Consider the following 22790-nt stretch of genomic DNA (forward strand, 5'->3'; position numbering starts at 1 on the left):
GCAAAAGGCCCGGCGGATCGCTCCACCGGGCCTTTTTCGTTTCGTCAAAAGTGCGTCGTTAGCCGCCCTTGCGGCTTGCCTCCGCAGCCTCAATCACGCTCTCATCCCAAGTGACCTGCGTTTGGGTTTGCGGGTTGAAGCGCGTGTCAGCATAGCTTGCTTCTTCTGCTGCTGTGATTTCAGCTTGCGTCAGAAATTCGCTCGGCTCGAGCGCGAACACATCGACACCGCGCGTGATTTCGGTTCCATAGATCCGGCCATCGTACCAGTAAGAAGACCAGTATCCGCCCACGACCAGCTGCTCCTTATCAATCGGACCACGATCGAAGAACGCGATCTCTTTCGGATTGGCGCTGTCAGTAAAGTCCATGACGCTGATCCCACCTTGGTACCAGGATTGTACGAAGATGTCGCGGCCCGGGACCGGAACGATTGAGCCATTATGCGCAACACAGTTTTCCATGTCACTCTGCGGCCCGGGCATCTTGTAGTGACTGCGGAATTCTAGTTTGCCATCAACAATGTCGTAGATTGCATTCGCGCCCCAAGTCATCGGATCAGATGCGCGACAACGCGGACGACCACCGCCGCCCCATTCATCCGTGAAGATCACTTTCGTGCCATCATTGTTGAAAGTGGCCGAGTGCCAATAGGCAAACCCCTTGTCGAACACCGCGTCGATCCGAACCGGGTTCATCGGGTCAGAAATGTCCATCAAAATACCGTTGCCAGAGCACGCACCAGCCGCAAGGTTCTTGGACGGGAACACAGTGATGTCGTGGCATTCGTCAGTTGGACGCGTGTCTTGAGCCCCATCCTCGCTTTCGCCGCCCTTCCAGAGGCCCGCGATCTCACCTGTCTCAGCGTCGGCGAACACACGCGGAGAACTAATGATCCGAGATTTCGAAGGATCAGCAAGCGGGATCTCGATCACGTCGATGCTGAACAAGGCCGTGCGCGAATCCGCCGGGTTTTCTACACAGCGAGCGAGCTCTTTCTGATCACGCACGATGGATGTGCCCGAGTTGTAAACGATGAGTTTCTCATCGTCGGCGCTAACGATCGAGTGGGTATGGCTGCCGCGGCAGGTTTGCACCTGGCCAACCTGGCGCGGACGTCTGAGATCGGACACATCGAAAATGCGCAATCCGCGGAAGCGCTCATCGCTGACGTCATCTGCCACGCCTTGTAGACCGCAATCCACCCTACCGCGTGTTTGCTCGACGCTCATAATGAGAATGTCGCCGACAACCGACACGTCACCTTGGCCGCCGGGGCACACTACCGAGCTCAGGAGAGATGGGACGCCATCGTCGCCGAGCTGGTAGATGTTGAAACCGTGATAGCTGCCCGCGACCATGATATCGTCGAAAAAGGCCATGTCGGTAAAGGCGAAGTCGAGCAGCGGAGAACGCTCGGCGAACTCTGTCAGGCTTTCCTCTTCGCCATCTGCAAGTGGCGGCGTCTCGGCCTGTTGCTCTTTTTCATCCTTCGGAACCGGCGGACGCAAATCCGCAGGGTTGGCAGGGTCAAAGAAACCTGCCGGCTTGGCCAGGCTCACAACCTTGCGCAGGTTAAGGATCGCTTCGCCTGCGTTGTCGAAGCCGGCTGCCAGATTAGCCCGCGGGTCAGGTGAAAGGCCCGCAAGCAAGGCGTCCATCCGGTCGATCTCGGATTGCTGATCGTTCTTGATGTCGCTGGCGAAATTAAACAGCACAGGGTCGGCTGCGCTTCCGGGCTGATCAAGCAAGTCTTCGACCATTTCAATCGCACCTTCGTGGTGCGCGATCATCAGCTCAAGAAATTGCTTGTCGAACTCCACACCGCTCAGCGTCGCTAGTTTCGCCATTTGTTCGGGGCTCGCCATTCCGGCCATCATCATATGCGCGTGATGTGCATGCGGGCCCGAAAGCGCAGCGCTTTGTCCGCGCTCGCCAAGCCAGCTTCTCATGAATTTGATTTCGTCCGCCTGGCTCGCTTCGATCCGGCCCGCAATGGTCACGATCTCTTCGCGGTTGGTGCGGTCTTTGACCAATACCGCCATATCCACTGCTTGCTGGTGGTGCGCGATCATGCCTTGCATAAATGAGACATCGGCTGGCGAGTAGGTCGTGCCAGCAATTTGCGTCGCCTCGTCTGAGGAGAGAACCCGCCCGTCTTGACCAGGGGCTCCGGGTTGCACGATCGGAACGCCCTGGGCAAATGCGGCGCTTGCGGAAGCCAGAAGGGAGCTCGAAATTGCGATTTTCGAGGCAAGTGAGCAACCAGATTTCATCGTCATTGAGTTTTCTGCCTTGTTGATATTTCGCGCACACTGCCCTGCACATCCGAACAGTCAAGAGCAGTTTTGTTTCAATCCAGATTCGTAGTCTTGCGTAGGAACCATTGCCCTATCCGGTTTGTTCCTAGGGCGTTGAATGGACGCCTACCTAGAATCCTGCCGCTTGCGGAGAACTGCTTGCCGCACTCGACAAAATCACAGCTTGCGGCACGGAATCACAAACCGTTAAGCCCACGATAACGCCGTTGGAGTACAGTCTCTTCATGATTAAGACACGATTCAAGCCGTTCTTCGCTAGCATCGCGGCCACATTCTTGCTGACCAGCCCAGCCGTAGCCCAAGGCAATGAGCTGCTATCAAGCTTCGATGACGCGCTTGGGACGGATGTTCGTGATCCACAAAGTTTCGAAGCACGCTACGACACCGGCTTCGAACGCCGAATTGCCGATCTGGCAGATGGCGGACAAGGGCGCATTGGCGTAGCTGCTGTAGATCTAGCCACTGGTGACCAGCTCTATGTCTTGGGTGATCAGCTTTTCCCGATGGCGTCGACCAGCAAGATTGCCGTCGCCGCGACTTACCTCGAGCTGGTTGAGCAAGGCCGTTACTCTTTGACGAGCGAGTTTCCTCTCCTGATCCCAGTTCGGTCTGCCAAATTTTCATCGCGCGCGGCGCCGGTGCGCAAAGGCCAATATATGCAAGCGATCGATCTTATTGAGATCATGATCACGCGTTCAAGCAATCCGGCGACCGACGCATTGCTCGCCGCTGTGGGCGGGCCGGAGCGGGTCAATGACTGGGTTCGGCGTCAGGGGATTGAAAACTTCAGCATCGACCGCGACATCGCAACTCTGGTGCGCGATGATGGTGAGTATGATCCAGCTGCATGGATCGACCCGCGTGATTCTGCCACGCCTCGGGCGATGACGCGATTGCTGCAGGGCCTTTATCGCGGTGATTTCCTATCCGATCAAAACAGGCGTGTTCTGCTCGGCGCGATGAGCCGTACGCGCACTGGCAAACGCCGGATTGTCGCGAACATTCCGGCAAGCGCACGGGTAAGCCACAAAACAGGCTCACTCAACAACACTTCAAGCGATGTTGGGATTATCAGATCGCCGGATGGACGCGCAATTGCGGTTGCCATTTATGTTACCGGCCAAGGATCGCGGCTTGCGCGGGAACGCCGGATCGCTGCGATCGCCCGGGCTTTGTATGATGGGTTCGGGGATCGGGCGCGCAACCGTCAGAATTGGACGAATGCAAACCGGAGCGGCGGCTAGAGCCAGCCCAGTCTCGAGCCTAGGGAACTGGAGCACTCAAAGAAAAAGGGCGGCGCCAATGGCACCGCCCTCTTCTTTAGCGTGACTGACCGACTTAGTCGGTAGCAGCTTCTTCTTCGGTCTGACCGGTCAGAGCAGCTTCAGCTTCGGTAGCAGCTGCGTCAGCAGCTTCTGCAGTGTCAGCAGCAGCGCCTTCAACAGCGTCACCGGTTGCTTCGGCAGCGTCGCCAGCAGCTTCGGTGACAGCTTCAGCGTTTGCTTCTGCGTCAGCAGCCATTGCGTCTGCAGTTTCGCCGGCCTTTTCGGCGGTTTCTGAACATGCAGCAAGGCCAAGAGCCGAACCAGCAACAGCGGCAGCAAGAATGATTTTACGCATAGGATTCAATTCCTTAATTAGCGAGTGTATCAAGCACCTCCGGTCCCCCCGGAATATGCCAAAGCCAAGTCTAATTGCCCGGCTTCACAAAAAGAAATAATGGCAATTTTGTGGCAGCGCAAGCCCTAATTGCCTTTTTTGCCTTTTTCGAGCCGCATTTTTCCAACGCATTGCCGCAATCGAGCGAGGTTTCCCCAGAGGTTTTGGCCCTGTCAGCATATCGTCTTACCAGGCGCGCGCGACGCTGCTAGCAGCAGTCATGGCCGATAAACAGCATCTCTATCTCGTCGATGGTTCTTCTTATATTTTTAGGGCTTATCACAGGCTGCCTCCACTGACCGATCCAGAAGGCACACCTGTTGGCGCGGTCTATGGCTACACCACGATGCTTTGGAAGCTCGCGGATGATCTCGATCAGGCGGACGGCCCAACTCACCTTGCGGTCATTCTCGACAAGGACTCAAAGAGTTTTCGCAACGAGATTTACCGCGAATATAAGGCAAATCGTCCCGAGCCACCGGACGATTTGCGACCGCAATTCCCGCTGATACGCGATGCGACCCGGGCCTTCAGCCTGCCGTGTATCGAAGAACAAGGCTTAGAGGCAGATGACCTCATAGCCTCTTATGCACGGGCCGCACAAGATAAAGGCTGGAACGTTACCATCGTCTCATCCGACAAGGATCTGATGCAGCTGGTCGGCGAGAAGGACGGCGCCAATGGAACCGGTCGCATTGACATGCTCGACACGATGAAGAGCGCGCGCATCTACATTGACGAGGTCGAAGAAAAGTTTGGGGTCAAACCCGAATTGGTTGGTGATGTCCTCGCACTGATGGGCGATAGCGTCGACAACATTCCTGGCATTTTTGGCGTTGGCCCCAAAACTGCGAGCAAGCTGATTTCAGAACACGGGTCGCTTACCGCAGCGCTTGATTCTGCGCCCGATATGAAAAAGTCTAAGCTCAAGGAACGTCTGCTCGAAGGTCGGGAAGATGCGGAATTGAGCCGGATCTTGGTCACTCTGAAAGAGGATTGCGAGTTGCCGCAGCCGATTGAAGAGATGGAGCTGACGGCTATCCCGCCCGAACCACTCGCGGCGTTTCTTGAGAAGCACGGCTTCACATCTCTGCTCAAGCGGCTCGGGGCGGGCACGGGCAGCCCTGAACGCGCAAACAATCTCCATCCAGCCAAAGCCGACAAAGCTAGCGATGAGGGCGGCGTCGAAGGCAACCGCCAACCGATCCCCAAAATGCCGAAACTTGATCGCACCGCCTACGAGACGGTGCAGACGATGGGACGGCTCGAGCATTGGATCGAGCGCGCAATTGCCGCGCGAGAAGTGGCCGTCGACACAGAAACATCGTCACTCGATGCCATGCAAGCTGACTTGGTCGGGATCAGCCTCGCGCTTGGTCCAAACGATGCGTGCTATATCCCACTAGCGCATGGCGGTACTGATTTGCTGGCCGAAAAGCCTGATCAAGTAGAGCTCAGCGCCGCTCTAGCCGCCTTGAAACCGATGCTCGAAAGCGATGCGGTTACCAAGATCTTCCAGAACGGCAAGTATGACCTCAACGTGCTTGCCCGCTACGATCTGGATGTCAGCCCGATCGAAGATACGATGGTGATGAGCTTTGATCTCGATGCGGGTCGCGGCGAAGGAATTGGTGGCGGCCACGGGATGGACGAGTTGTCCGAGCGTCACCTTGGCCACACCACACTAGCGTTTAAGGACGTCTGCGGAACCGGCAAGAAGCAGATCCCTTTTGGCGAAGTTCCGCTTGATCGAGCGACTGAATATGCCGCCGAGGATGCTGACGTCACATGGCGGCTTTACCAACATCTAAAGCCCCGCCTCGCTGAAGAAGGCGGCACGCGCATCTATGAACGCGTTGATCGGCCTCTTATCAAAGTGGTCGCGGGAATGGAACGCGAAGGCATCAAAGTCGACCGCGCCCGGCTTGCGAAATTGTCAGAAGAATTTGCGACCACCACCGCAGCGCTCGAAGGAGAAATCCATGAGCTAGCCGGGCAGGAGTTTTCCGTCGGCAGCCCCAAGCAGCTTGGTGAAATCCTGTTCGACAAGATGGGGTTAAAGGGCGGCAAGAAAGGCAAAAGCGGGCAATATTCGACCGATCAATCCACACTCGAAAAACTGGGCGGAGAAGGCGCACCAATCGCCAAAAAGGTGCTCGAATGGCGGCATCTGTCGAAGCTGAAGTCTACCTACACTGACGCTCTCCAATCGCAGATCAATCCGAACACTGGCCGGGTCCATACCAGCTACAGCCTTTCTGGCGCGCAAACAGGACGGCTGTCCTCGACCGATCCAAACCTGCAAAACATTCCAATCCGGACGCCTATCGGCAGGCAAATCCGAGAAGCCTTCGTGCCCGAGGCCGGCAATGTCCTACTCGCGGCTGACTATTCGCAGATCGAACTGCGGCTGGCCGCGCATATGGCGGATGTCGAGACGCTCAAAGAAGCCTTCGCCAATGGCGAAGACATCCACGCTCGCACCGCGAAAGAGATGTTCGGCAAGGTCGATCGCGACACTCGTGCGCAGGCGAAGACGATCAATTTCGCTATCCTCTATGGCATTTCGCGCTGGGGATTAGCAGGCCGTCTTGAAGTTGAGCCCGACGAAGCACAAGCGATGATAGATACCTACTTCAAGCGCTTTCCCGGCATCCAGCGCTACATCCACGAGACGCTCGATACAGTGCGCGAACGCGGCTATTCCGAGACACTGTTCGGACGCAAAACTTGGTTTCCGCGGATCAAGTCGAAAAACCAGGCGGAGCGCCAAGGCTCTGAGCGCGCTGCAATCAATGCCCCGATCCAAGGAACCAGTGCCGATATCATCAAGCGGGCGATGGTACGCATGCTCCCTGCACTGAAAGACGCTGGGCTTCCTGATGTGCGCATGCTCCTGCAAGTTCACGATGAACTGGTGTTTGAATTGCCCGAAGACGATGTCGAGCAGGCGAGCGAAGTTATCAAAACAGTTATGTCGGAAGCCGCCCTTCCCGCTGTCGAGATTGATGTCCCGCTGGACATTGAAATCGGGACGGGCACTTCTTGGGATGCCGCGCATTGATCCAGAGAATTTGGAAATCAACAGGCGATCAAAGCGCCTATTTTGAAAAGCAAGCGACTAGACATGCCTGACACGTTGAACCCTGCCATGTGGAGTATTGACTGGAGCGCGGTTCTGACCGCGCTTATCGTCCTATCTGTCGGCCTTTTGCTCGCCTACCTTCTGTACCGGATTGTTTTCGCAATCGTGGGCCGATTGACCAAAATGTCGGAAACCCAGGTCGATGAGCTCATTGTCGAACGTATCAGGTTGCCCATCAAATGGTCGTTTCTCGCGATCGGGGTGACATTGGCAGCTCAGGCAGACCCTGAACTCGGCCGCTTTTGGGAGCCGCTCGCGCAATTCCTTCGGCCAGCACTACTCGGTTGGATCGCCTACAACTTTGTGAAGGCTTTGACCGCAGTCCTCGAGCTGAGGATGGAGGCCCATGGTGATCCGGTTGCGATGCGCAGCCGCCGCACGCGGATCGCTGTGCTTTCTCGCACTGCTACTTTTGCGATCATAATCATCACTGTCGGACTCATGCTGTTCAGCATTCCGTCGGTTCAGGCAATCGGCACGACGCTTCTTGCGTCTGCAGGTCTCGCTGCTCTAGCCGTTGGTGCCGCCGCCCAACCTGCACTCAAATCGCTTATTGCTGGTCTGCAAGTGGCACTGACTGAACCAATGCGGCTTGGCGATATGGTGAGGGTGGATGGTGAAACCGACCGCGTCGAAGAGATTCACATGAGTTTCGTCAAGGTGCGCACTTGGGATGAACGGGCAGTTATCGTGCCGACCAGCCGGTTCCTCGATGAAAGCTTTGAAAACTGGTCGCGCCGCAGCGAGATGCTAACGGGGCCCGTCTTCCTACATCTCGATCCCGCCACAGAGATTGCGCCAATCAGAGCGGAGTTTGAACGCTTTGTCACATCGCACGAGCTGCATGATGGACGCACCGTTGCGATGCTCATGACCGAAGCCTATCCGGAAAGCGTCGAATTGCGTATGTCGATGAGCGCGGCCACGATCGGCGAGCTGTGGACGCTTCGATGCGAGACCCGGGAGCATATGCTCGATTGGTTGCGGATCAACATGCCCGATGCGCTGATTCGGCATCGGCTAGAGGTGCCGGGCGGCCACCCCAAAGCAGGAGAGGCAGCCGCGCCTTAAGGCCCGTTAGCTGTGCTTCTTCGCCCTCGTGGGTTCCAGCTTTTCAGGTTGCAAGAACCCGATCGGATTAACCTCTGCAGCCCGCTTTTTCAGCTCGCCGCGCATCTTGCGATACTCGGCCTCCATCTTGGTGGTGACGGTTGCGCGCGAGTCTTTTAAAGCTTCCTCAAAATCTATCGCAGCTACTTTATCGACATCACCGCCAAGGCGCTTGAGGGCGTTGAGACCAGCGCGCCGAACGACATCTTCTAGGTCAGCTCCGGTGAACCGCTCGGTTTTCCCCGCCACATCGCCGAGATCAACGTCGTCAGCAAGTGGCATAGCGCCGGTGTGAATTTCAAGAATGTGCTGACGGCCCGCTTTGTCGGGGGTGCCGACATATACAAGCTCGTCAAACCGTCCGGGCCTTAGCAAAGCTGGATCGACCAACGTCGGCCTATTGGTTGCGCCGATAACGACGACCGATTGTAGCTCTTCCATGCCGTCCATTTCGGCAAGGATGGTGTTCACAACCCGGCCCGTGACTTGTGGCTCGCCCTGGCCCGAACCGCGAGCCGGAACAAGACTGTCGATCTCGTCAATGAAGACCACGCATGGCGCGACCGAGCGCGCTCGAGCGAACATGCGCGCAATCTGCTGCTCGCTTTCGCCGTACCATTTGGACAAAAGGTCTGAGCTCTTCATCGAAATGAAGTTGGCTTCAGCCTCTTTCGCCACTGCTTTTGCCAGCAAGGTTTTGCCGGTTCCTGGCGGACCATAGAGAAGGAATCCCTTTGCCGGTCTGATACCCAAGCGCCGGAACGCATCAGGGTTCTTGAGCGGAAGCTCGATTCCTTCTTGCAGCTTCTCGATGGCATCGCCAACACCGCCAATGTCTCTCCACGCGACATTGGGCACCTGCACCATGACTTCGCGCATTGCGCTTGGCTGAATGCGTTTGAGCGCCCCGAGAAAGTCTTCGCGAGTTACGCAGAGATCTTCGAGCACTTCTGGCGGAACCGTGCGCTCATCGAGATCCAGCTTCGGCATGATACGGCGAACAGCATCAATGGCAGCTTCACGCGCTAGCGCAGCAATATCTGCACCGACAAACCCGTGAGTGACGCGCGCCAGTTCTTTAATGTCGACGCCTTCTTCCAATGGCATCCCGCGCATATGGATCGACAGGATCTCGCGGCGTCCCGTTTCATCTGGAACTCCGATCACGATTTCACGGTCAAACCTGCCAGGGCGTCGAAGCGCCTCATCAATCGCATCGGGGCGGTTGGTGGCAGCGATCACGACGAGATTCGCCCTTGCCTCCAACCCATCCATCAGGGTGAGCAATTGGGCGACCAACCGCTTTTCCGCCTCACCAGGCACGCTTTGGCGTTTTGGCGCGATCGAGTCGATTTCGTCGATGAACACAATCGCTGGAGCAGCGCGGGTTGCTTCCTCGAAGACTTCGCGCAGCCGCTTTTCGCTCTCACCATAACCCGAGCCCATGATTTCCGGTCCATTGATGGTGAAGAATTCTGCGTCCGATTCGTTCGCTACGGCCTGTGCGAGCCGGGTCTTGCCGGTTCCGGGAGGGCCATGAAGCAATACACCTTTGGGTGGATCGACGCCAAGACGTGTGAAGAGTTCGGGATAGCGGAGCGGCAGCTCAACCATTTCGCGCAATTGCTGAATGGTTTCGCCCATGCCGCCAACATCGTCATAATTGACACCGGCACGCGCATCGCGAGGTTCTTCGTACTCGGTACGAAGCTCAACCTCGGTATTCTCGTCGATGTGCACGATGCCTTTTGGCGCAGTCGAAGCGACCGAGAGCCGGATTTGCGTGAGCGCGTAAGCGGGCGCGCGTAGCAATTGCCGAACATCTGATGGCATGTTCTGAACTGGCTGCTGGCCGGTTGTTGCGACTAAGTCTCCTGCAACCAACGGGCGCTTGAAGAAATTCCGCTTGAGGGCCTGTGTTGGCCCCTGCAGGCGCATTTCAGGCTGGGCTGGCGCAAATACGACGCGCGTAGCCGGGCGCGATTCTGCGACAGATACTTCGACGTGCTCACCAGATCCTGTATCGGCATTACCGCGCTGCAAGCCATCAAGGCGGACGACATCGAGCGTGTCATCCTCGCTGTAAGCAGCCATCGCGATAGCGGCTGTGCTGCGCTTGCCGACGATCTCCACGACATCACCTTCAGTAATTCCGAGGGTCTGGAAGGCGGACCGTGGCATGCGCGCTATGCCTTGGCCCGATTCCTCTTGGCGAGCTGGTGCAACTTGCAACCTAGCTGTTCGTGTCGTGGAAGCCTGATCGGCATCTGCCATGAATTTTCCTCTCTAAGCCGTCACGCTTTATGATAAGAGCGATAGCTAGGAACCCCATGAACACAATGCAAATTCAGTTTTGGATTTGGATGGGTGTTGCTGCCGCACCAGAATGGCGCACCAGAATGGCGCACCATGAGATGTTCGCCATAAAGAAAAAGCCCGGCACGAAGGCCGGGCTGAATAGTTTGGGAGAGGATGCCTTTAAGGCATGCACAACAAATGCCCTTGTAGACGTCATTGTGCAAGTGCGAAAGGCTCATCTGGAGTTGCGAATTCTGCAACAGCTTACTAAATTCACCTAAACTTCTGCTTTATTTATATTTATTAGTTGCGATTGGCGCATCAAACCTGTTGTGCGAGAGTTATGTTGCGCTGCAGCACAAAGACCGAGCGCAGCCATTTTGATCTTCGCAGGTGCGAAAACTAGCATCGAAGTCGAACGTGACACCTGCACTTTGACTCAGTAATGAGGCGGCATTGCAGCCACCACACTCAAGTGTTCAGGACCCGACATGAGCAAACTCTACCCAGACGCCTCCGCCGCCCTCGATGGAATTCTGTCTGATGACATGCTAATCGCCTCCGGCGGATTTGGCTTATGCGGTCTGCCAGAACGCTTGCTCGACGCCATTCGTGATAGCGGCGTGACTGGTTTGACCTTTGCGAGCAACAACGCTGGCATTGACAATGAAGGAATCGGCAAACTGCTGCGCACCAAGCAGGTCAAAAAGATGATCAGCTCCTACGTTGGCGAGAACAAGGAATTCGAGCGCCAGTTCTTGGCCGGGGAACTCGAAGTGGAATTTTGTCCGCAAGGCACTTTGGCGGAACGGATGCGTGCTGGTGGCGCGGGAATCCCCGGATTCTATACTAAAACCGGGGTGGGAACTCAGGTCGCTGAAGGCAAAGAGCATAAAAAATTTGTGTCGAGAGATGGCATCGAAGAGACCTATATCCTCGAGCAGGGCATCTTTGCCGACTTGTCGATCGTCAAGGCATGGAAAGCGGACGAGACAGGCAATCTTGTGTTTCGCAAGACGGCTCGCAATTTCAATCAACCCGCCGCGACTTGCGGGAAGGTTTGCGTGGTCGAGGTTGAGGAGATCGTTCCCGTCGGAGAGCTCGATCCAGATCAGATCCATCTGCCCGGCGTTTTTGTCCAGCGGCTGATCGTGGGTGCACCATATGAAAAACAGATCGAATTCAGGACCACTCGCGAACGAGAGAATGCTTAGTTAGTTGAGACATGAGACGGTTCGCTGCTCTGCTTGTGCTTGCAACAATGCTGAATGGTTGCGCACTGGCTGCTCTGCCAGTTGTAACCGGCGGCGTCTTGGCAACCCGCGATGTCTTAAACGATAGCAACAACCGCAAGCAGCAAGATAACCAAGAGAGCACTGGCGAACTTTTGAACGAGACGGTCGATGTGCTTCCGTCGTCATCAGGAGATTTGAGCCAATCAGGCCAAGCCGCGCAGTCCTTTAACGGCCAAGCTGTGGCTGTCGGCCTGATGCCCGCCCCCAACTCAAACCCTTACTGGCCCTTGATTTCATATGCTTTGAATAGTGTCTCTGCGACTGGCCCTGATGACATCACAGACGCCAAACCGATTGTTTCTGCCGTTTTGTCCAACCCCAGTTCACTCGACGGTGTTCGCGAGAAATGTGTGGGCAAAGATCCCGTCGTGCTGATTGATCTCGATCCTGATAACAATCTTGCTGGGCGTGACCAACCGGCGCTGCCAAACCCATCGCTCGCAATCGGCCTCCGACAATTGCGCGATATTGGCGTCAAAATAGTCTGGATTTCAGGAACGAATGCGAGCGAAGCGGGCGCACTTCGTAAGTCTCTGACTGAGACAGGCCTGGACCCAGAAGCATCTGATGAACTGCTGCTCATGCGTTATAAGGCTGATCGCAAACAAACCCGCCGCAAGGAACTCGCCGCGCAGAATTGCATCATAGCTATCGCAGGCGGCTCACGCGAAGACTTTGACGAATTGTACGAATATCTGCTGGAGCCAAATTCGGCTTTCGCGCTTGAATCCATCATCAACAATGGTTGGTTTATAACACCAAACGCCCTCACTCAGAACTGAAAGACGCTTCAATGTCAGACAAACAAACAGGCTGGACCCGAGATGAAATGGCCGCGCGCGCCGCGAAGGAGCTAAAGGATGGCTATTACGTCAACCTCGGGATTGGGATTCCAACACTGGTTGCCAATCACATTCCTGAAGGGATGCGCGTCACTCTGCAAAGCGAGAACGGCATGTTGGGTATTGGCCCCTTTCCTTTTGATGACGAAGTCGACCCCGATCTAATCAACGCCGGCAAGCAAACGATCAGCGAACTACCGCATTCAGCGTATTTTGACAGTGCGACCAGCTTTTCGATGATTCGTGGTGGTCACATCGACTTGACTGTCTTGGGAGCAATGGAAGTCGCGCAAAACGGTGATATCGCCAACTGGATGATCCCCGGTAAAATGATCAAAGGCATGGGCGGGGCGATGGATCTGGTCGCCGGCGTCAAGAAGATCATCGTGGTGATGGATCACAACAGCAAGGCAGGTGATCCGAAGTTCATCCCTGAATGCACTTTGCCGCTCACTGGCACGAATGTGGTCGATATGATCATCACCAATTTGGGCGTGTTCCACCGCGCCGACCACAACAGCCCGTTTCGACTGATCGAACTCGCGCCCGGTGTGACTGAAGCAGAAGTCGCGGCGAAGACGTCTGCCGCCTATGAGGTCGCCTTGAGCTAGAACTTTAAGCCAGCGCTGCCTTCAACACTTCAACCAGATCGGTGCGCTCCCACGGGAAGAAATCACCCTCTGGCTCACGGCCAAAGTGCCCATAGGCCGCGCTCTTTAGATAGATCGGCTTGTTGAGGCCCAGATGCGTGCGGATCGCACGCGGCGTCAGTCCACCCAGTGCATCGATACTTTTGATTGCAGCTTCAATGCGGTCGTCGGAAACAGTGCCGGTTCCGTATGTATCGACATAGAGAGATAGCGGCCTAGAGACGCCGATCGCATAGGCAAGCTGGATCGTGCAGCGACTGGCGAGCCCAGCAGCGACAATGTTCTTGGCAAGATAGCGAGTGATATAGGCTGCACTGCGGTCAACCTTGGTAGGATCCTTGCCGCTGAAAGCGCCGCCACCATGAGGGCTCGCGCCGCCATAGGTGTCGACGATAATTTTGCGGCCTGTCAGGCCCGCGTCGCCGTCCGGACCGCCAATTTCGAACGCGCCCGTTGGGTTGATGTGCCACTCGGTCTCATCGCTCAAGAAGCCCGCAGGAAGAATGTCGCTGACGGCTTCGTGAACATAGGACTTGAGCTGCGCCTCTTTTTCGCCCTCGTCGTATCCCGGCGCATGCTGGGTCGAGACAACGAGGGCCGTGCACGCGACGGGCTTTCCGTCCTTGTACCGCAAGGTCACTTGGCTCTTTGCGTCCGGTTCCAGAAACGGAGCAGCTCCAGACTTGCGGTCAGCGGCGAGCCGCTGAAGGATCTTGTGGCTATAATCGAGCGTGGCCGGCATGAGATCAGGCGTCTCATCGCATGCGAAACCGAACATGATGCCTTGGTCGCCAGCGCCTTCATCCTTGTTAGAGCCAGCCTCACCCGCATCTACGCCCATCGCAATTTCTGCTGATTGACCATGGAGGTGATTTTCGAGCGCCAGTGTCTCGTGATGAAACCCCGATTGCTCGTAACCGATTTCCTTGACGGTGCTGCGAACTGTCTGTTCGATCTCATCGAGGGCGCCATCGGCCCACTGTCCGTTCTCGTAAATGCCCTTCGCGCGGATCTCGCCGGCCAGGATTACACGTTGCGTCGTGGTGAGCGTCTCACATGCAACCCGCGCTTCGGGATCTTTAGAGAGGAACAGATCGACAATCGCGTCGGAAATCTGGTCAGAGACCTTGTCTGGATGTCCTTCAGATACGCTTTCGGACGTGAACAGATATTCGCTTCGCATGTGGCCTCAATTGCTCATGAAGGGAGATATAAGGAAATCTTTATGTCTATCGAATGCCCTAGCGAGAGCCCGAGGCGCGCGCAACCAATCTCGGCAAAGCAATTGCAAACAGCGCCAAAATTGCAGCCCAGACAAGTGGAAGCGCATTGCCGAGCTTGGCGAAAAGCGTGGGAGACTTTGCCGACGGCACGAAGCCATCGACCCTCCCAGCCTCTCCAGATGCGATCGAGTGTCGCACAATACCGTCAGCATCGATAACAGCGCTGATCCCGGTGGTTGTTGAACGTAGGACTGGTAGACCTTCCTCAATGGCGCGCAAGCGCGATTGGGCAAGGTGCTGCGGCGGCCCCCATGTGCCGAACCAGCCATCATTCGATGGGTTAAAGATGTAGTCAGGTCGATCATCACGATCGACGGTCTGGCCGGAAAACACGATCTCATAGCAGATTTGGATCCCTGCTCGACCATGCACTCCGAGATCGAGCGTTCGCGGACCCGGGCCGGGCAGATAGTCAATCGAGCCAGCAACAAGGCGCGACAAGCCGAGCGGTTCGAGAATGCCGCGCATAGGCAGATACTCACCGTAGGGGACAAGATGCGCCTTCGCATACTGGTCCTTAATGACGCCCTCGCCAGCCAAAAATATCACTGAATTGCGAGCACTCACGGCTCTGACAAATCCGTTCCGCTCTTCCAGACCAAGATTCACAACCCCTGCGAGCAGCGAGGACTGCGGGCCGATAACTGAGCCGATGCGCCTTCTTGCGAATTCCGGATCACCGGCAGCGGTCATGCGATCATAGTAGCGCTGAGGGTAACCATCCTCGAGATAATCGGGCACCGCGCTTTCGGGCCAAAGGACCAATCGCGATTGCTCACGCCCTGGCAGGGTAAGCCGGGCGATACGTTCGAATTGCTCCTCGAACTTGGTCGGATCATTGATCTCAGTTTGCGGGATTAGCGGTTGTATGAGCGCGTAAGCGACATCACTGTCCTGCTGCTCCACCACACTCGAGAAAGGGAAAAGCATCCCAGCGCTCGTTACAAGAGCTGTGGCGGCCAGTGTAATCCACTTACGATGCATGGCCGCAGCACCCAACAGTGTCGCAATCAGGATCGAAAAGCCTGACAGTGCATAAGTACCAACCCACGGTAGAAGGATCGCGATTCCTGGGCGGCTCCAATCGCCTAGGAGCGTCAAGCCCAGCGGCGGCCAAGGATAGCCGGTGAACACCCAGCTGCGCAGCCACTCAGTGACTATCCATGCCGCGGCAAAGAAGACACCAGTTGTGAGAACTCCGGCTTTTCGTTTCGCAAAATAGGCCAGAACCGCAGCTAGAGCTGGATAGACCGCGAGATAAATGCACAGCAAGGGTACAGCGAGCCAGCCCAAGAATTGCGGCATTTCGGATTGGTATGTGAATGCAGTCGCAATCCAATTATTCGCGAGAGTGAGATGGGCCCAGCCAAACAGCCAACCCATTCCGGCAGAGGCGCGCCAACTCGGTGCGCGCCAAAGCAAAATGATGAAGGCGGCCAAAGCCGCCAGCGATAGAGGCCACCACCCCAGCGGAGGGAAACCTAACGCTGCGACAGCCCCTAGAAAAAGCGATGACCAGTTTGGATGGCGACGGGCAGCTTTCAAGAGCGAAATCAGCTTTTCGCGCATCTGAGGTGCCCTGTCGCCGGTGAGCCTACTGCAGCAGCTTCTAGTTCACCTGCTCCAGATTGTCGCCGCCATCTTCGCTCGACGCATCGTCGGCTCCAATAGCCGGAGGAAGAACAGATGCATCAATTTCGCCTGCATCATCAGCTGCGGCCTTACCGTTGCCGGATTTCTTCGTGCTGCGAGAAGGGCTGCGACCTTCACCGCGAGGCTTGCGAGCGCGACGCTTTGGCTGTTCGTCGTCGTTGCCGCCCTCTTGGGCATCCACGGCCTCAACTTCGTTGCCGCGTTCACCTTCAGCAGATTGGACGTCTGCCTGTTCGTCGCGCCGATTCCGACGGCCGCGACGGCGATTGTCGCCATCGTCGTTGTCGTCGCCATCATTGCCTGACGCATTGCGCTCTTCCTGACGCTTCGCTCGCGCCTCGTCCTGACGAGCCTTATTATCAGCAATCACGCGATGATAGTGATCAGCAAACTGCAGATAATATTCGGCCTGGACACGATCGCCGTTATGCTGCGCATCCTGTGCAAGCTTTTTGTACTTATCGAGCAGCTGCGGCGCGTTTCCGCGCGCTCTGCTGTCAATCCGGTTGAGCTGGTTGCCCCCGCCCTGATTGCGATTGCCGCGGCCACGGCGGCGGTTGTTACGATTGTTGTTCAAGGAGTATCATCCTTATTGGCGGTCCAATGACCCCTCTTCACCTGCGTCGAAATCTCTTCGACGCGCCCCGCGCTGCACAAGCCGAGGGCTAGCCACACGGCAAATCCAAGCGATAATTTGGAGCTGGGCCAAGCGATTTGCAGTCCTTGCCGATCGGTGACCTGATTCGGGGGTAGCGAGACTGGACGCGTTTGCCAAGCCCTCTTGAATTTTAGTCAACTTCCGCGCTGTTGCGTCGAAGCACCACTGCTCGGGGGCGATTGCCCAAATCGCGGTGCAGTTCTGCTTCAAAACCAGCGGCCTGTGCGATAGCATTCACCGAGCCTGCTTGCGCTGAGCCAATTTCAAAAACCGCAATGCCTTCAGGTTCTAAAGAAGCACATATCTGGGGAATCAGCACTTCGTAATCGGCGAGACCTTCTGGCCCCGCAAACAAGGCGGAATGCGGCTCAAAATCGCGCACATCGCGGTCTAACTCGGCGTCCGTCTCTACGTAGGGCGGATTGCAAAGGATCAGGTCGAACAGTCCAAGATCGTCTGCCCAACCCGGCTCATTCCAGTCAGCGAGAATGACTTGTGCTCGGTTGGAGAGATTCAGTCGCTTTGCATTGTCATTGGCGACGCTGATTGCTGCAGGGGACCGATCAACGCCCACACCAACTGCCTGCGTTTCAGCCAAATAGGTCAAAAGTAGCGCCCCGCTGCCCGTACCGAGGTCAAGGACGCGCTCGGCTGGCGTCTTCTCAGCTAAGGCTGCCTCAATGATCGTTTCGCTGTCGGCGCGCGGGATCAAGACATCGCAGGTTACTGCGAATTCGCGGCCATAGAATTCCTGCGCGCCTGTGATGTAGGCGACCGGCTCGCTTGTTGCACGACGCTCGACCATCGCGGCGAAATCGCTCGGCGTCTCGTCTTTCATATGGTGCAGAAGCATCTCTGAGCGGCTGGCGCCAAGTGCGTGCGCCATTAGCAATTCGGCGTCCAATCGTGCCGTATCGCTCGTTTTGTCAATCCGTTCAGCCGCTGCGCGGATCGCGTCTGCAACGGTCATTCGGAAAGTGCGGCGAGGCGCTTGCCTTCATCTTCGGCAATCAGAGCATCGACCAATTCGCCAAGGCCAGGTCCGGCAATGATCTCCGGCAATTTGTGCAAGGTGAGCCCGATGCGGTGATCAGTCACTCGCCCCTGAGGGAAGTTATAAGTGCGAATGCGCTCCGAGCGGTCACCTGAACCGACCATCGCCTTGCGGGCTTCGGCTTCTGCGCCCTGCGCTTCATCGCGCGTTTTCTCGAATAAGCGTGCGCGCAGGACCTGCATCGCCTTTTCGCGATTCTTGTGTTGGCTGCGACCGTCTTGACAGGTCACCACAATGCCGCTCGGCTCGTGTGTGATGCGGATCGCGCTATCGGTTGTGTTTACGTGCTGACCGCCTGCGCCGCTAGCGCGATAGGTGTCGATTTTGAGGTCGCCTGGATCGATTTGAATATCCACATCATCGGGCTCGGGCAGCACAGCCACGGTCGCTGCCGACGTGTGGATGCGCCCGCCGCTTTCCGTTTCGGGCACACGCTGCACGCGGTGCACGCCGCTTTCGAACTTGAGTCGCGCAAACACACCCGAGCCAGTGACATTGGCAACGATTTCCTTGAAACCTCCCACTTCGGAAGCGCTCATGCTGACGGGCTCCACCTTCCAGCCGTTCTCCGCGGCGAAACGCTCATACATGCGGTAGAGATCGCCTGCGAAGAGTGCCGCTTCGTCGCCGCCAGTCCCTGCGCGAATTTCGAGCATAGCCGGTTTGCCGTCGGCAGCGTCACGCGGCAGCAGAGCGACGGCAAGTGCGCGTTCTTTGTCTGGCAAAGCCTCGCGAATTGCTCCGAGCTCTTCCTCAGCCATCGCCTTCATTTCCGGATCGGCAAGCATCTCTTCGAGACTTTCGATCTCGGCCCGCATGCTTTTGACTTTGGCAGCGATCTTTGCGACCGGTTCGAGCTCGGCATAGTCGCGGCTTGCCTTAACGAACTCGTCGCCTTCGAGCGTGCCCGAAGCCATGCGCGCTTCGAGTTCGGCGAAGCGATTGGCGATCTGGTCAAGGCGTTCAGCGGGGATTTGCATCAGTCCGCTTTCACTAATTCTTCGATCGCTTGCGCAATGTTACCACCGTCGCCCATCACCCTGACGGAGACGCCAGCATCGGTGACTGGGAACGATACGATCGCATGCGACGGGAGCTTCTTGGCCTTATCGAAACGCTTCCTAGGGGAACCGCTTGCGAACAATTCCGTAGTAAACCCGGCATTTCGCAGCTCGCCGACAAGTTGCACCGCTTCGAGCATAAGCTGCTCGTTCTCAAGCACAACGACCGCATCGGCGATGGGCTCTTGACGCTCCCCCACCAACATCGCCAGTCGTTCGATCCCGTACCGCCCAACCAACCGCAGGCGTTGCTTGACCTCCGAGGCTTTCCATCAACCCATCGTAGCGACCACCACCAAGCACGGTGCTCTGTGAGCCCAACGCATTGGCAGCTGCCGATCCTTCATCAGGAATGAACTCGAACGCCGTGTGGCGATAATAGTCTAGTCCGCGCACGAGCGCTTCGGCCCGCGTCCATTTGACTCCAGCAGCATCGAGTCCGCTCGTCACGCTTTCGAAGAATTGTCCGGCTTCATCGGATAAAAACTGGTCGATTTTGGGCGCATCAGCGAGGAATGGCTTATCGCGTCGATCCTTGCTGTCCAAAATCCGCAGCGGGTTCTTCTTCAGCCGCTCCTGGCTGTCCTCGCTCAGATCGCCTTTCACCGCGCTGAAATAGTCAATCAACGCCGCTCGCCATGCCTCACGGCTGGAGCCATCACCCAACGTATTGAGATACAGAATAACACCCTCAATGCCCAACTCGTTCAAAAGCTGGTCCGCCATCGCCAGGAGCTCAACATCAGCCTGAGGCTCGGCTGCGCCGATTATCTCTGCATCAATCTGATGGAATTGGCGATAGCGTCCTTTCTGAGGACGTTCGAACCGAAACAGAGGGCCATGCGTCGCGAGCCTGACTGGCGCGTATTGCATCCAGCCGTTGGTGAGATAAGCTCTTGCAATACCTGCGGTAAACTCTGGACGCATCGTCACATTGTCGCGACCTCGGTCCTCAAACGAGTACATTTCTTTGCCGACGACATCGGTCGTCTCGCCAATAGAGCGAGCGAAGACTTCCGTCATTTCAAGCACAGGCATCTCGACCCGGCGAAAGCGGTACAGCTTGCGCACCCGTTCAAAAGTCTCGACCACGAATGCGAAGGCTTCCGCATCGGCGCCGAAAATGTCCTGCGTGCCGCGAATGGCTTTGGGAATGTTTTTTGACATATCTCAGCGCCGATTAGGGCCAACTGCATCTTGCCGCAATAGAGCCGCAGCGCTAGGGGGCACCCGAGCTCAGGGAGAGGGGCGAAAATTCTAGCAGGAGCGCACAATGCGTATCGACAAGATCCCCACCGGCACCAATCCACCTGAAGACCTCAACGTTATTATCGAAGTGCCAACCGGCGGCGAACCGGTAAAATACGAGTTCGACAAGGAAAGCGGCGCGCTTTTCGTCGACCGCATCCTGCATACGCCGATGCGCTATCCCGCTAATTACGGCTTCGTCCCCCACACGCTGAGCCCCGATGGCGATCCGCTCGACGCGCTTGTGATTGCTCGCTCACCTTTCATGGCTGGCTGCGTGGTTCGCGCTCGCCCAATCGGTGTTCTCAACCTCGAAGACGAGCATGGCGGTGATGAAAAGCTCATCTGTGTGCCGGTCGACACGACTTTCCCTTATTACTCGGACGTCGGCGAGACGAAGGATCTGCCCTCAATCATCTTCCAGCAGATCGAGCACTTCTTCACCCACTACAAGGATCTCGAAGCCGAGAAATGGGTGCGGATTGGCAAATGGGGCGATGCAGCCGAAGCGCGCCAAGTCGTTATCGAATCGATTGAGCGCGCGAAGAGCTGATCATTCCTGCGGCTGGTCGGGGTCGAGCAAGTCATTGGCTTGCTCTCCTGTCGTCTGACGCTCTTTGTCGACCATCTCGCTGATCTCATTCTCCGGTCGGACGTCGTCATCCGCAGGTCGATCTGCCTTTGGCTTGGGCGCTTTTTCTGCCTTGGCTTTGGCAGCAGTGGCCGACCGACCAATGGGTAGCGGATCTGTGCGCCCGTCGAACCGGAGGCGATAAATCGGTTCGGGCAGGGCAAATCCAGATTCCTCAAGCGCATCTTTCACTGACGCGATGGCGAGGCTGCGCGATTTTCCCCAATCCGCCTCACGCTGATCGACCCAGCCGAGGAAAGTGACGATGATGTTGGAGTCGCCAACCTGACTAATCAGCGCGCTCGGTTCTGGATCGGCCAGCACGAAATCAAGACTGCCAAGGACGTCCTTGCCGAGCGTCATGGCAGCGCGCGGGTCGTCATCAGCGTCGATCCCCAGCTCAAATTCAAACCGGCGTTGAGGGTTGCGGGTGAAGTTCAAGATAGTCGCTTTAAAGACCTGTCCGTTCGGAATGCGCAGGTGGTTGCCATCGAGCGTCATCATCACGGTCGCGCGGCTAGTAAGCCGGATCACCCTTCCCTCTTTGTCGTCAATCAGGACATGGTCATTTGCGCGGAACGGTTGACGCAGGCTGAGCATGAGAGAGGCGACATAGTTCTCGACCGTATCGCGCATCGCAAAGCCAAGCGCGATCCCGATCACCCCTGCTCCGCCAAGCACAGCGCCAAGCAGTGCGCCGGCACCGAGCATGTCGAGCGCAATGACTACCCCGCCAACGACAAAGACGAAGCGGATTGCACTGCGCACCAGTTCGCTCAGGAAGGAGTTGGGAGTAATGCGATCCCAGAGGAACCCAAGGCCCGCGAGCAAATAACCAATTGTCCCGATTGCAAGGGCTGTTACCGCAGCGACTAGAAGCAATGGCAAGACGGTCACGAAATCGCTGATCAAATCGGACATCTTGCCGAAGACAGATAGATTCTCTTCGACGGAAAGGTCCCGCTCGATCTCATTTTCGACCGTCACGACTCCCGAAACGCGGTCGGCAATATTGGCGGCTCGACCGCGCGCGTCGACACTAGCCACCGTGCCACTTAGCTTTACGACGCCTTCGTTTACCTCAACGGTCACATCGGCAAACTCGGGAAGTTCATCGAATATGCCGCCAATGCGGTCGGCAATGCGCGTGTCGTCGCCAGCGTCCTGAGATTGCTCGATCGGTTGATCGACAGGAGGTGGTGCGTCGCCTGTGTCCGATGATCCGCTCGGCAGAATAGCGCTAGCAGGTGTAGAAAGTAGAAGCGCCAGAAGTGCGAATAAGCGTGTAATGCTAAGCAAAGTTATTCTCACATCAGCTTCCTTGCGCGCAAACGGAAATGTGGGCGCTGCAAATGGGAAGCGCTCGATGCCGCTAAAGGGTTCCAGCGCCGTTTCGAATTAGGAAGTAATAGGCTCGGGCAAGCGAGCGTCAGAATATGGCGAGAACAGCCTTGATGCAGCCGGTCACCAGAAAGGGCAGGCCGATTGCCATCAACCACAGCCCAATGAGATCGCGTTTGAATGAACCCTCAAACGATGGATCGATCGCCTGTTCATCGGTGAGACCGGACCAACGTTTCTCAAACCATCGACAAGCTGGAATGATCGCAGCGACCAGTACCACCAATGCCATTAGGGGCAAAACTGAACCTGATCCGGTCGTCAATGCCTTAACGGTCACGAAGATTTGCAGGCCGGTGTAAACGAGCAACGCGTAGGCAACGTGGTCGCTCATCGACTTGCGCCAATCGCGCGCCGAATGCTCGCTACTGCTTGAAGCCACGCTGCTAGCCTCCGATTGCTCAGCCCAATTTGTCATTCGTACCGCTCCCCAACGACTTCTCTCTCGGGCGATGATTATTCCAAATTGCAGGCCTCCTTGC

Annotated in this window: 19 protein-coding genes and 1 pseudogene; 8 read left to right on the plus strand and 12 right to left on the minus strand. The window is 56.6% G+C overall.

The annotated features are described in order from the left end of the window. Window positions 1-58: 58 nt before the first annotated feature. A complete protein-coding gene (locus ACZ1GU_RS13865) occupies window positions 59-2182 on the minus strand; it encodes a DUF305 domain-containing protein (RefSeq protein ID WP_472648541.1) in 2124 nt (707 codons plus the stop codon). A 362-nt stretch (window positions 2183-2544) separates the two neighbouring features. Here ACZ1GU_RS13865 and ACZ1GU_RS13870 point away from each other — a divergent pair, with 362 nt between their 5' ends. After that, window positions 2545-3564 (plus strand): serine hydrolase, encoded by a 1020-nt coding sequence (locus tag ACZ1GU_RS13870; RefSeq protein ID WP_472648542.1) that lies wholly within the window; start codon window positions 2545-2547, stop codon window positions 3562-3564. Between the two features lie 94 nt (window positions 3565-3658). Here the strand turns inward: ACZ1GU_RS13870 and ACZ1GU_RS13875 are convergent, their stop codons facing one another. Then, window positions 3659-3940 (minus strand): hypothetical protein, encoded by a 282-nt coding sequence (locus tag ACZ1GU_RS13875; RefSeq protein ID WP_472648543.1) that lies wholly within the window; start codon window positions 3938-3940, stop codon window positions 3659-3661. A 259-nt stretch (window positions 3941-4199) separates the two neighbouring features. Between ACZ1GU_RS13875 and polA the strand changes: the two genes are divergently transcribed. Together polA and ACZ1GU_RS13885 are read left to right on the plus strand one after the other, a co-directional pair. Further along, complete coding sequence (polA, locus tag ACZ1GU_RS13880; protein WP_472648544.1) at window positions 4200-7043, plus strand: DNA polymerase I; 2844 nt, start codon at window positions 4200-4202, stop codon at window positions 7041-7043. A gap of 63 nt (window positions 7044-7106) precedes the next feature. Further along, entirely contained in the window at window positions 7107-8195 is a 1089-nt protein-coding gene (locus ACZ1GU_RS13885) for a mechanosensitive ion channel family protein (protein ID WP_472648545.1), read from the plus strand. A gap of 6 nt (window positions 8196-8201) precedes the next feature. Here the strand turns inward: ACZ1GU_RS13885 and ACZ1GU_RS13890 are convergent, their stop codons facing one another. Continuing rightward, window positions 8202-10508 carry a CDC48 family AAA ATPase gene (locus ACZ1GU_RS13890; protein WP_472648546.1) on the minus strand — a complete coding sequence of 769 codons (2307 nt, stop codon included), beginning with the start codon at window positions 10506-10508 and terminating at the stop codon, window positions 8202-8204. A gap of 56 nt (window positions 10509-10564) precedes the next feature. Here ACZ1GU_RS13890 and ACZ1GU_RS13895 point away from each other — a divergent pair, with 56 nt between their 5' ends. The 4 genes from ACZ1GU_RS13895 to ACZ1GU_RS13910 all read left to right on the plus strand — a co-directional run bounded on the left by ACZ1GU_RS13895 (window position 10565) and on the right by ACZ1GU_RS13910 (window position 13280). Next, window positions 10565-10813, plus strand: coding sequence for a hypothetical protein (locus tag ACZ1GU_RS13895; protein WP_472648547.1), 249 nt, complete (start codon window positions 10565-10567; stop codon window positions 10811-10813). A 210-nt stretch (window positions 10814-11023) separates the two neighbouring features. Continuing rightward, a complete protein-coding gene (locus tag ACZ1GU_RS13900) occupies window positions 11024-11746 on the plus strand; it encodes a CoA transferase subunit A (protein ID WP_472648548.1) in 723 nt (240 codons plus the stop codon). 11 nt (window positions 11747-11757) lie between these two features. Further along, complete coding sequence (locus tag ACZ1GU_RS13905; RefSeq protein WP_472648549.1) at window positions 11758-12609, plus strand: hypothetical protein; 852 nt, start codon at window positions 11758-11760, stop codon at window positions 12607-12609. Window positions 12610-12620: 11 nt separating this feature from the next. Next, entirely contained in the window at window positions 12621-13280 is a 660-nt protein-coding gene (locus tag ACZ1GU_RS13910; protein ID WP_472648550.1) for a CoA transferase subunit B, read from the plus strand. 4 nt (window positions 13281-13284) lie between these two features. Here ACZ1GU_RS13910 and metK read toward each other — a convergent pair whose 3' ends face one another. From metK to hisS, 7 genes and pseudogenes are all read right to left on the minus strand, one after another. Beyond that, window positions 13285-14502, minus strand: coding sequence for a methionine adenosyltransferase (gene metK / locus ACZ1GU_RS13915; RefSeq protein WP_472648551.1), 1218 nt, complete (start codon window positions 14500-14502; stop codon window positions 13285-13287). A 58-nt stretch (window positions 14503-14560) separates the two neighbouring features. Further along, window positions 14561-16171 carry an apolipoprotein N-acyltransferase gene (gene lnt, locus ACZ1GU_RS13920; RefSeq protein WP_472648552.1) on the minus strand — a complete coding sequence of 537 codons (1611 nt, stop codon included), beginning with the start codon at window positions 16169-16171 and terminating at the stop codon, window positions 14561-14563. A 40-nt stretch (window positions 16172-16211) separates the two neighbouring features. Then, complete coding sequence (locus ACZ1GU_RS13925; RefSeq protein WP_472648553.1) at window positions 16212-16832, minus strand: DUF4167 domain-containing protein; 621 nt, start codon at window positions 16830-16832, stop codon at window positions 16212-16214. Between the two features lie 211 nt (window positions 16833-17043). Beyond that, window positions 17044-17883, minus strand: a complete 840-nt coding sequence (gene prmC / locus ACZ1GU_RS13930; RefSeq protein WP_472648554.1) for a peptide chain release factor N(5)-glutamine methyltransferase — start codon at window positions 17881-17883, stop codon at window positions 17044-17046. After that, on the minus strand, window positions 17880-18947 hold the full coding sequence (prfA, locus tag ACZ1GU_RS13935; protein ID WP_472648555.1) for a peptide chain release factor 1: 1068 nt from the start codon (window positions 18945-18947) through the stop codon (window positions 17880-17882). The genes prmC and prfA overlap by 4 nt, the downstream gene beginning before the upstream one ends. After that, complete coding sequence (locus tag ACZ1GU_RS13940; RefSeq protein ID WP_472648802.1) at window positions 18947-19189, minus strand: hypothetical protein; 243 nt, start codon at window positions 19187-19189, stop codon at window positions 18947-18949. The genes prfA and ACZ1GU_RS13940 overlap by 1 nt, the downstream gene beginning before the upstream one ends. Before the next feature lie 36 nt (window positions 19190-19225). Beyond that, window positions 19226-20195 (minus strand): annotated as a pseudogene (gene hisS / locus ACZ1GU_RS13945) (histidine--tRNA ligase); the annotation flags it as partial. 106 nt (window positions 20196-20301) lie between these two features. On the opposite strand from hisS, the gene ppa reads away from it, so the two are divergent. Then, complete coding sequence (gene ppa, locus ACZ1GU_RS13950; protein ID WP_472648556.1) at window positions 20302-20829, plus strand: inorganic diphosphatase; 528 nt, start codon at window positions 20302-20304, stop codon at window positions 20827-20829. Here ppa and ACZ1GU_RS13955 read toward each other — a convergent pair whose 3' ends face one another. Together ACZ1GU_RS13955 and ACZ1GU_RS13960 are read right to left on the minus strand one after the other, a co-directional pair. Then, on the minus strand, window positions 20830-22206 hold the full coding sequence (locus ACZ1GU_RS13955) for a mechanosensitive ion channel domain-containing protein (protein WP_472648557.1): 1377 nt from the start codon (window positions 22204-22206) through the stop codon (window positions 20830-20832). A 130-nt stretch (window positions 22207-22336) separates the two neighbouring features. Next, a complete protein-coding gene (locus ACZ1GU_RS13960) occupies window positions 22337-22690 on the minus strand; it encodes a hypothetical protein (RefSeq protein WP_472648558.1) in 354 nt (117 codons plus the stop codon). Between the last annotated feature and the right edge of the window lie 100 nt (window positions 22691-22790).

The organism is Erythrobacter sp. HA7-11, from assembly GCF_055693605.1.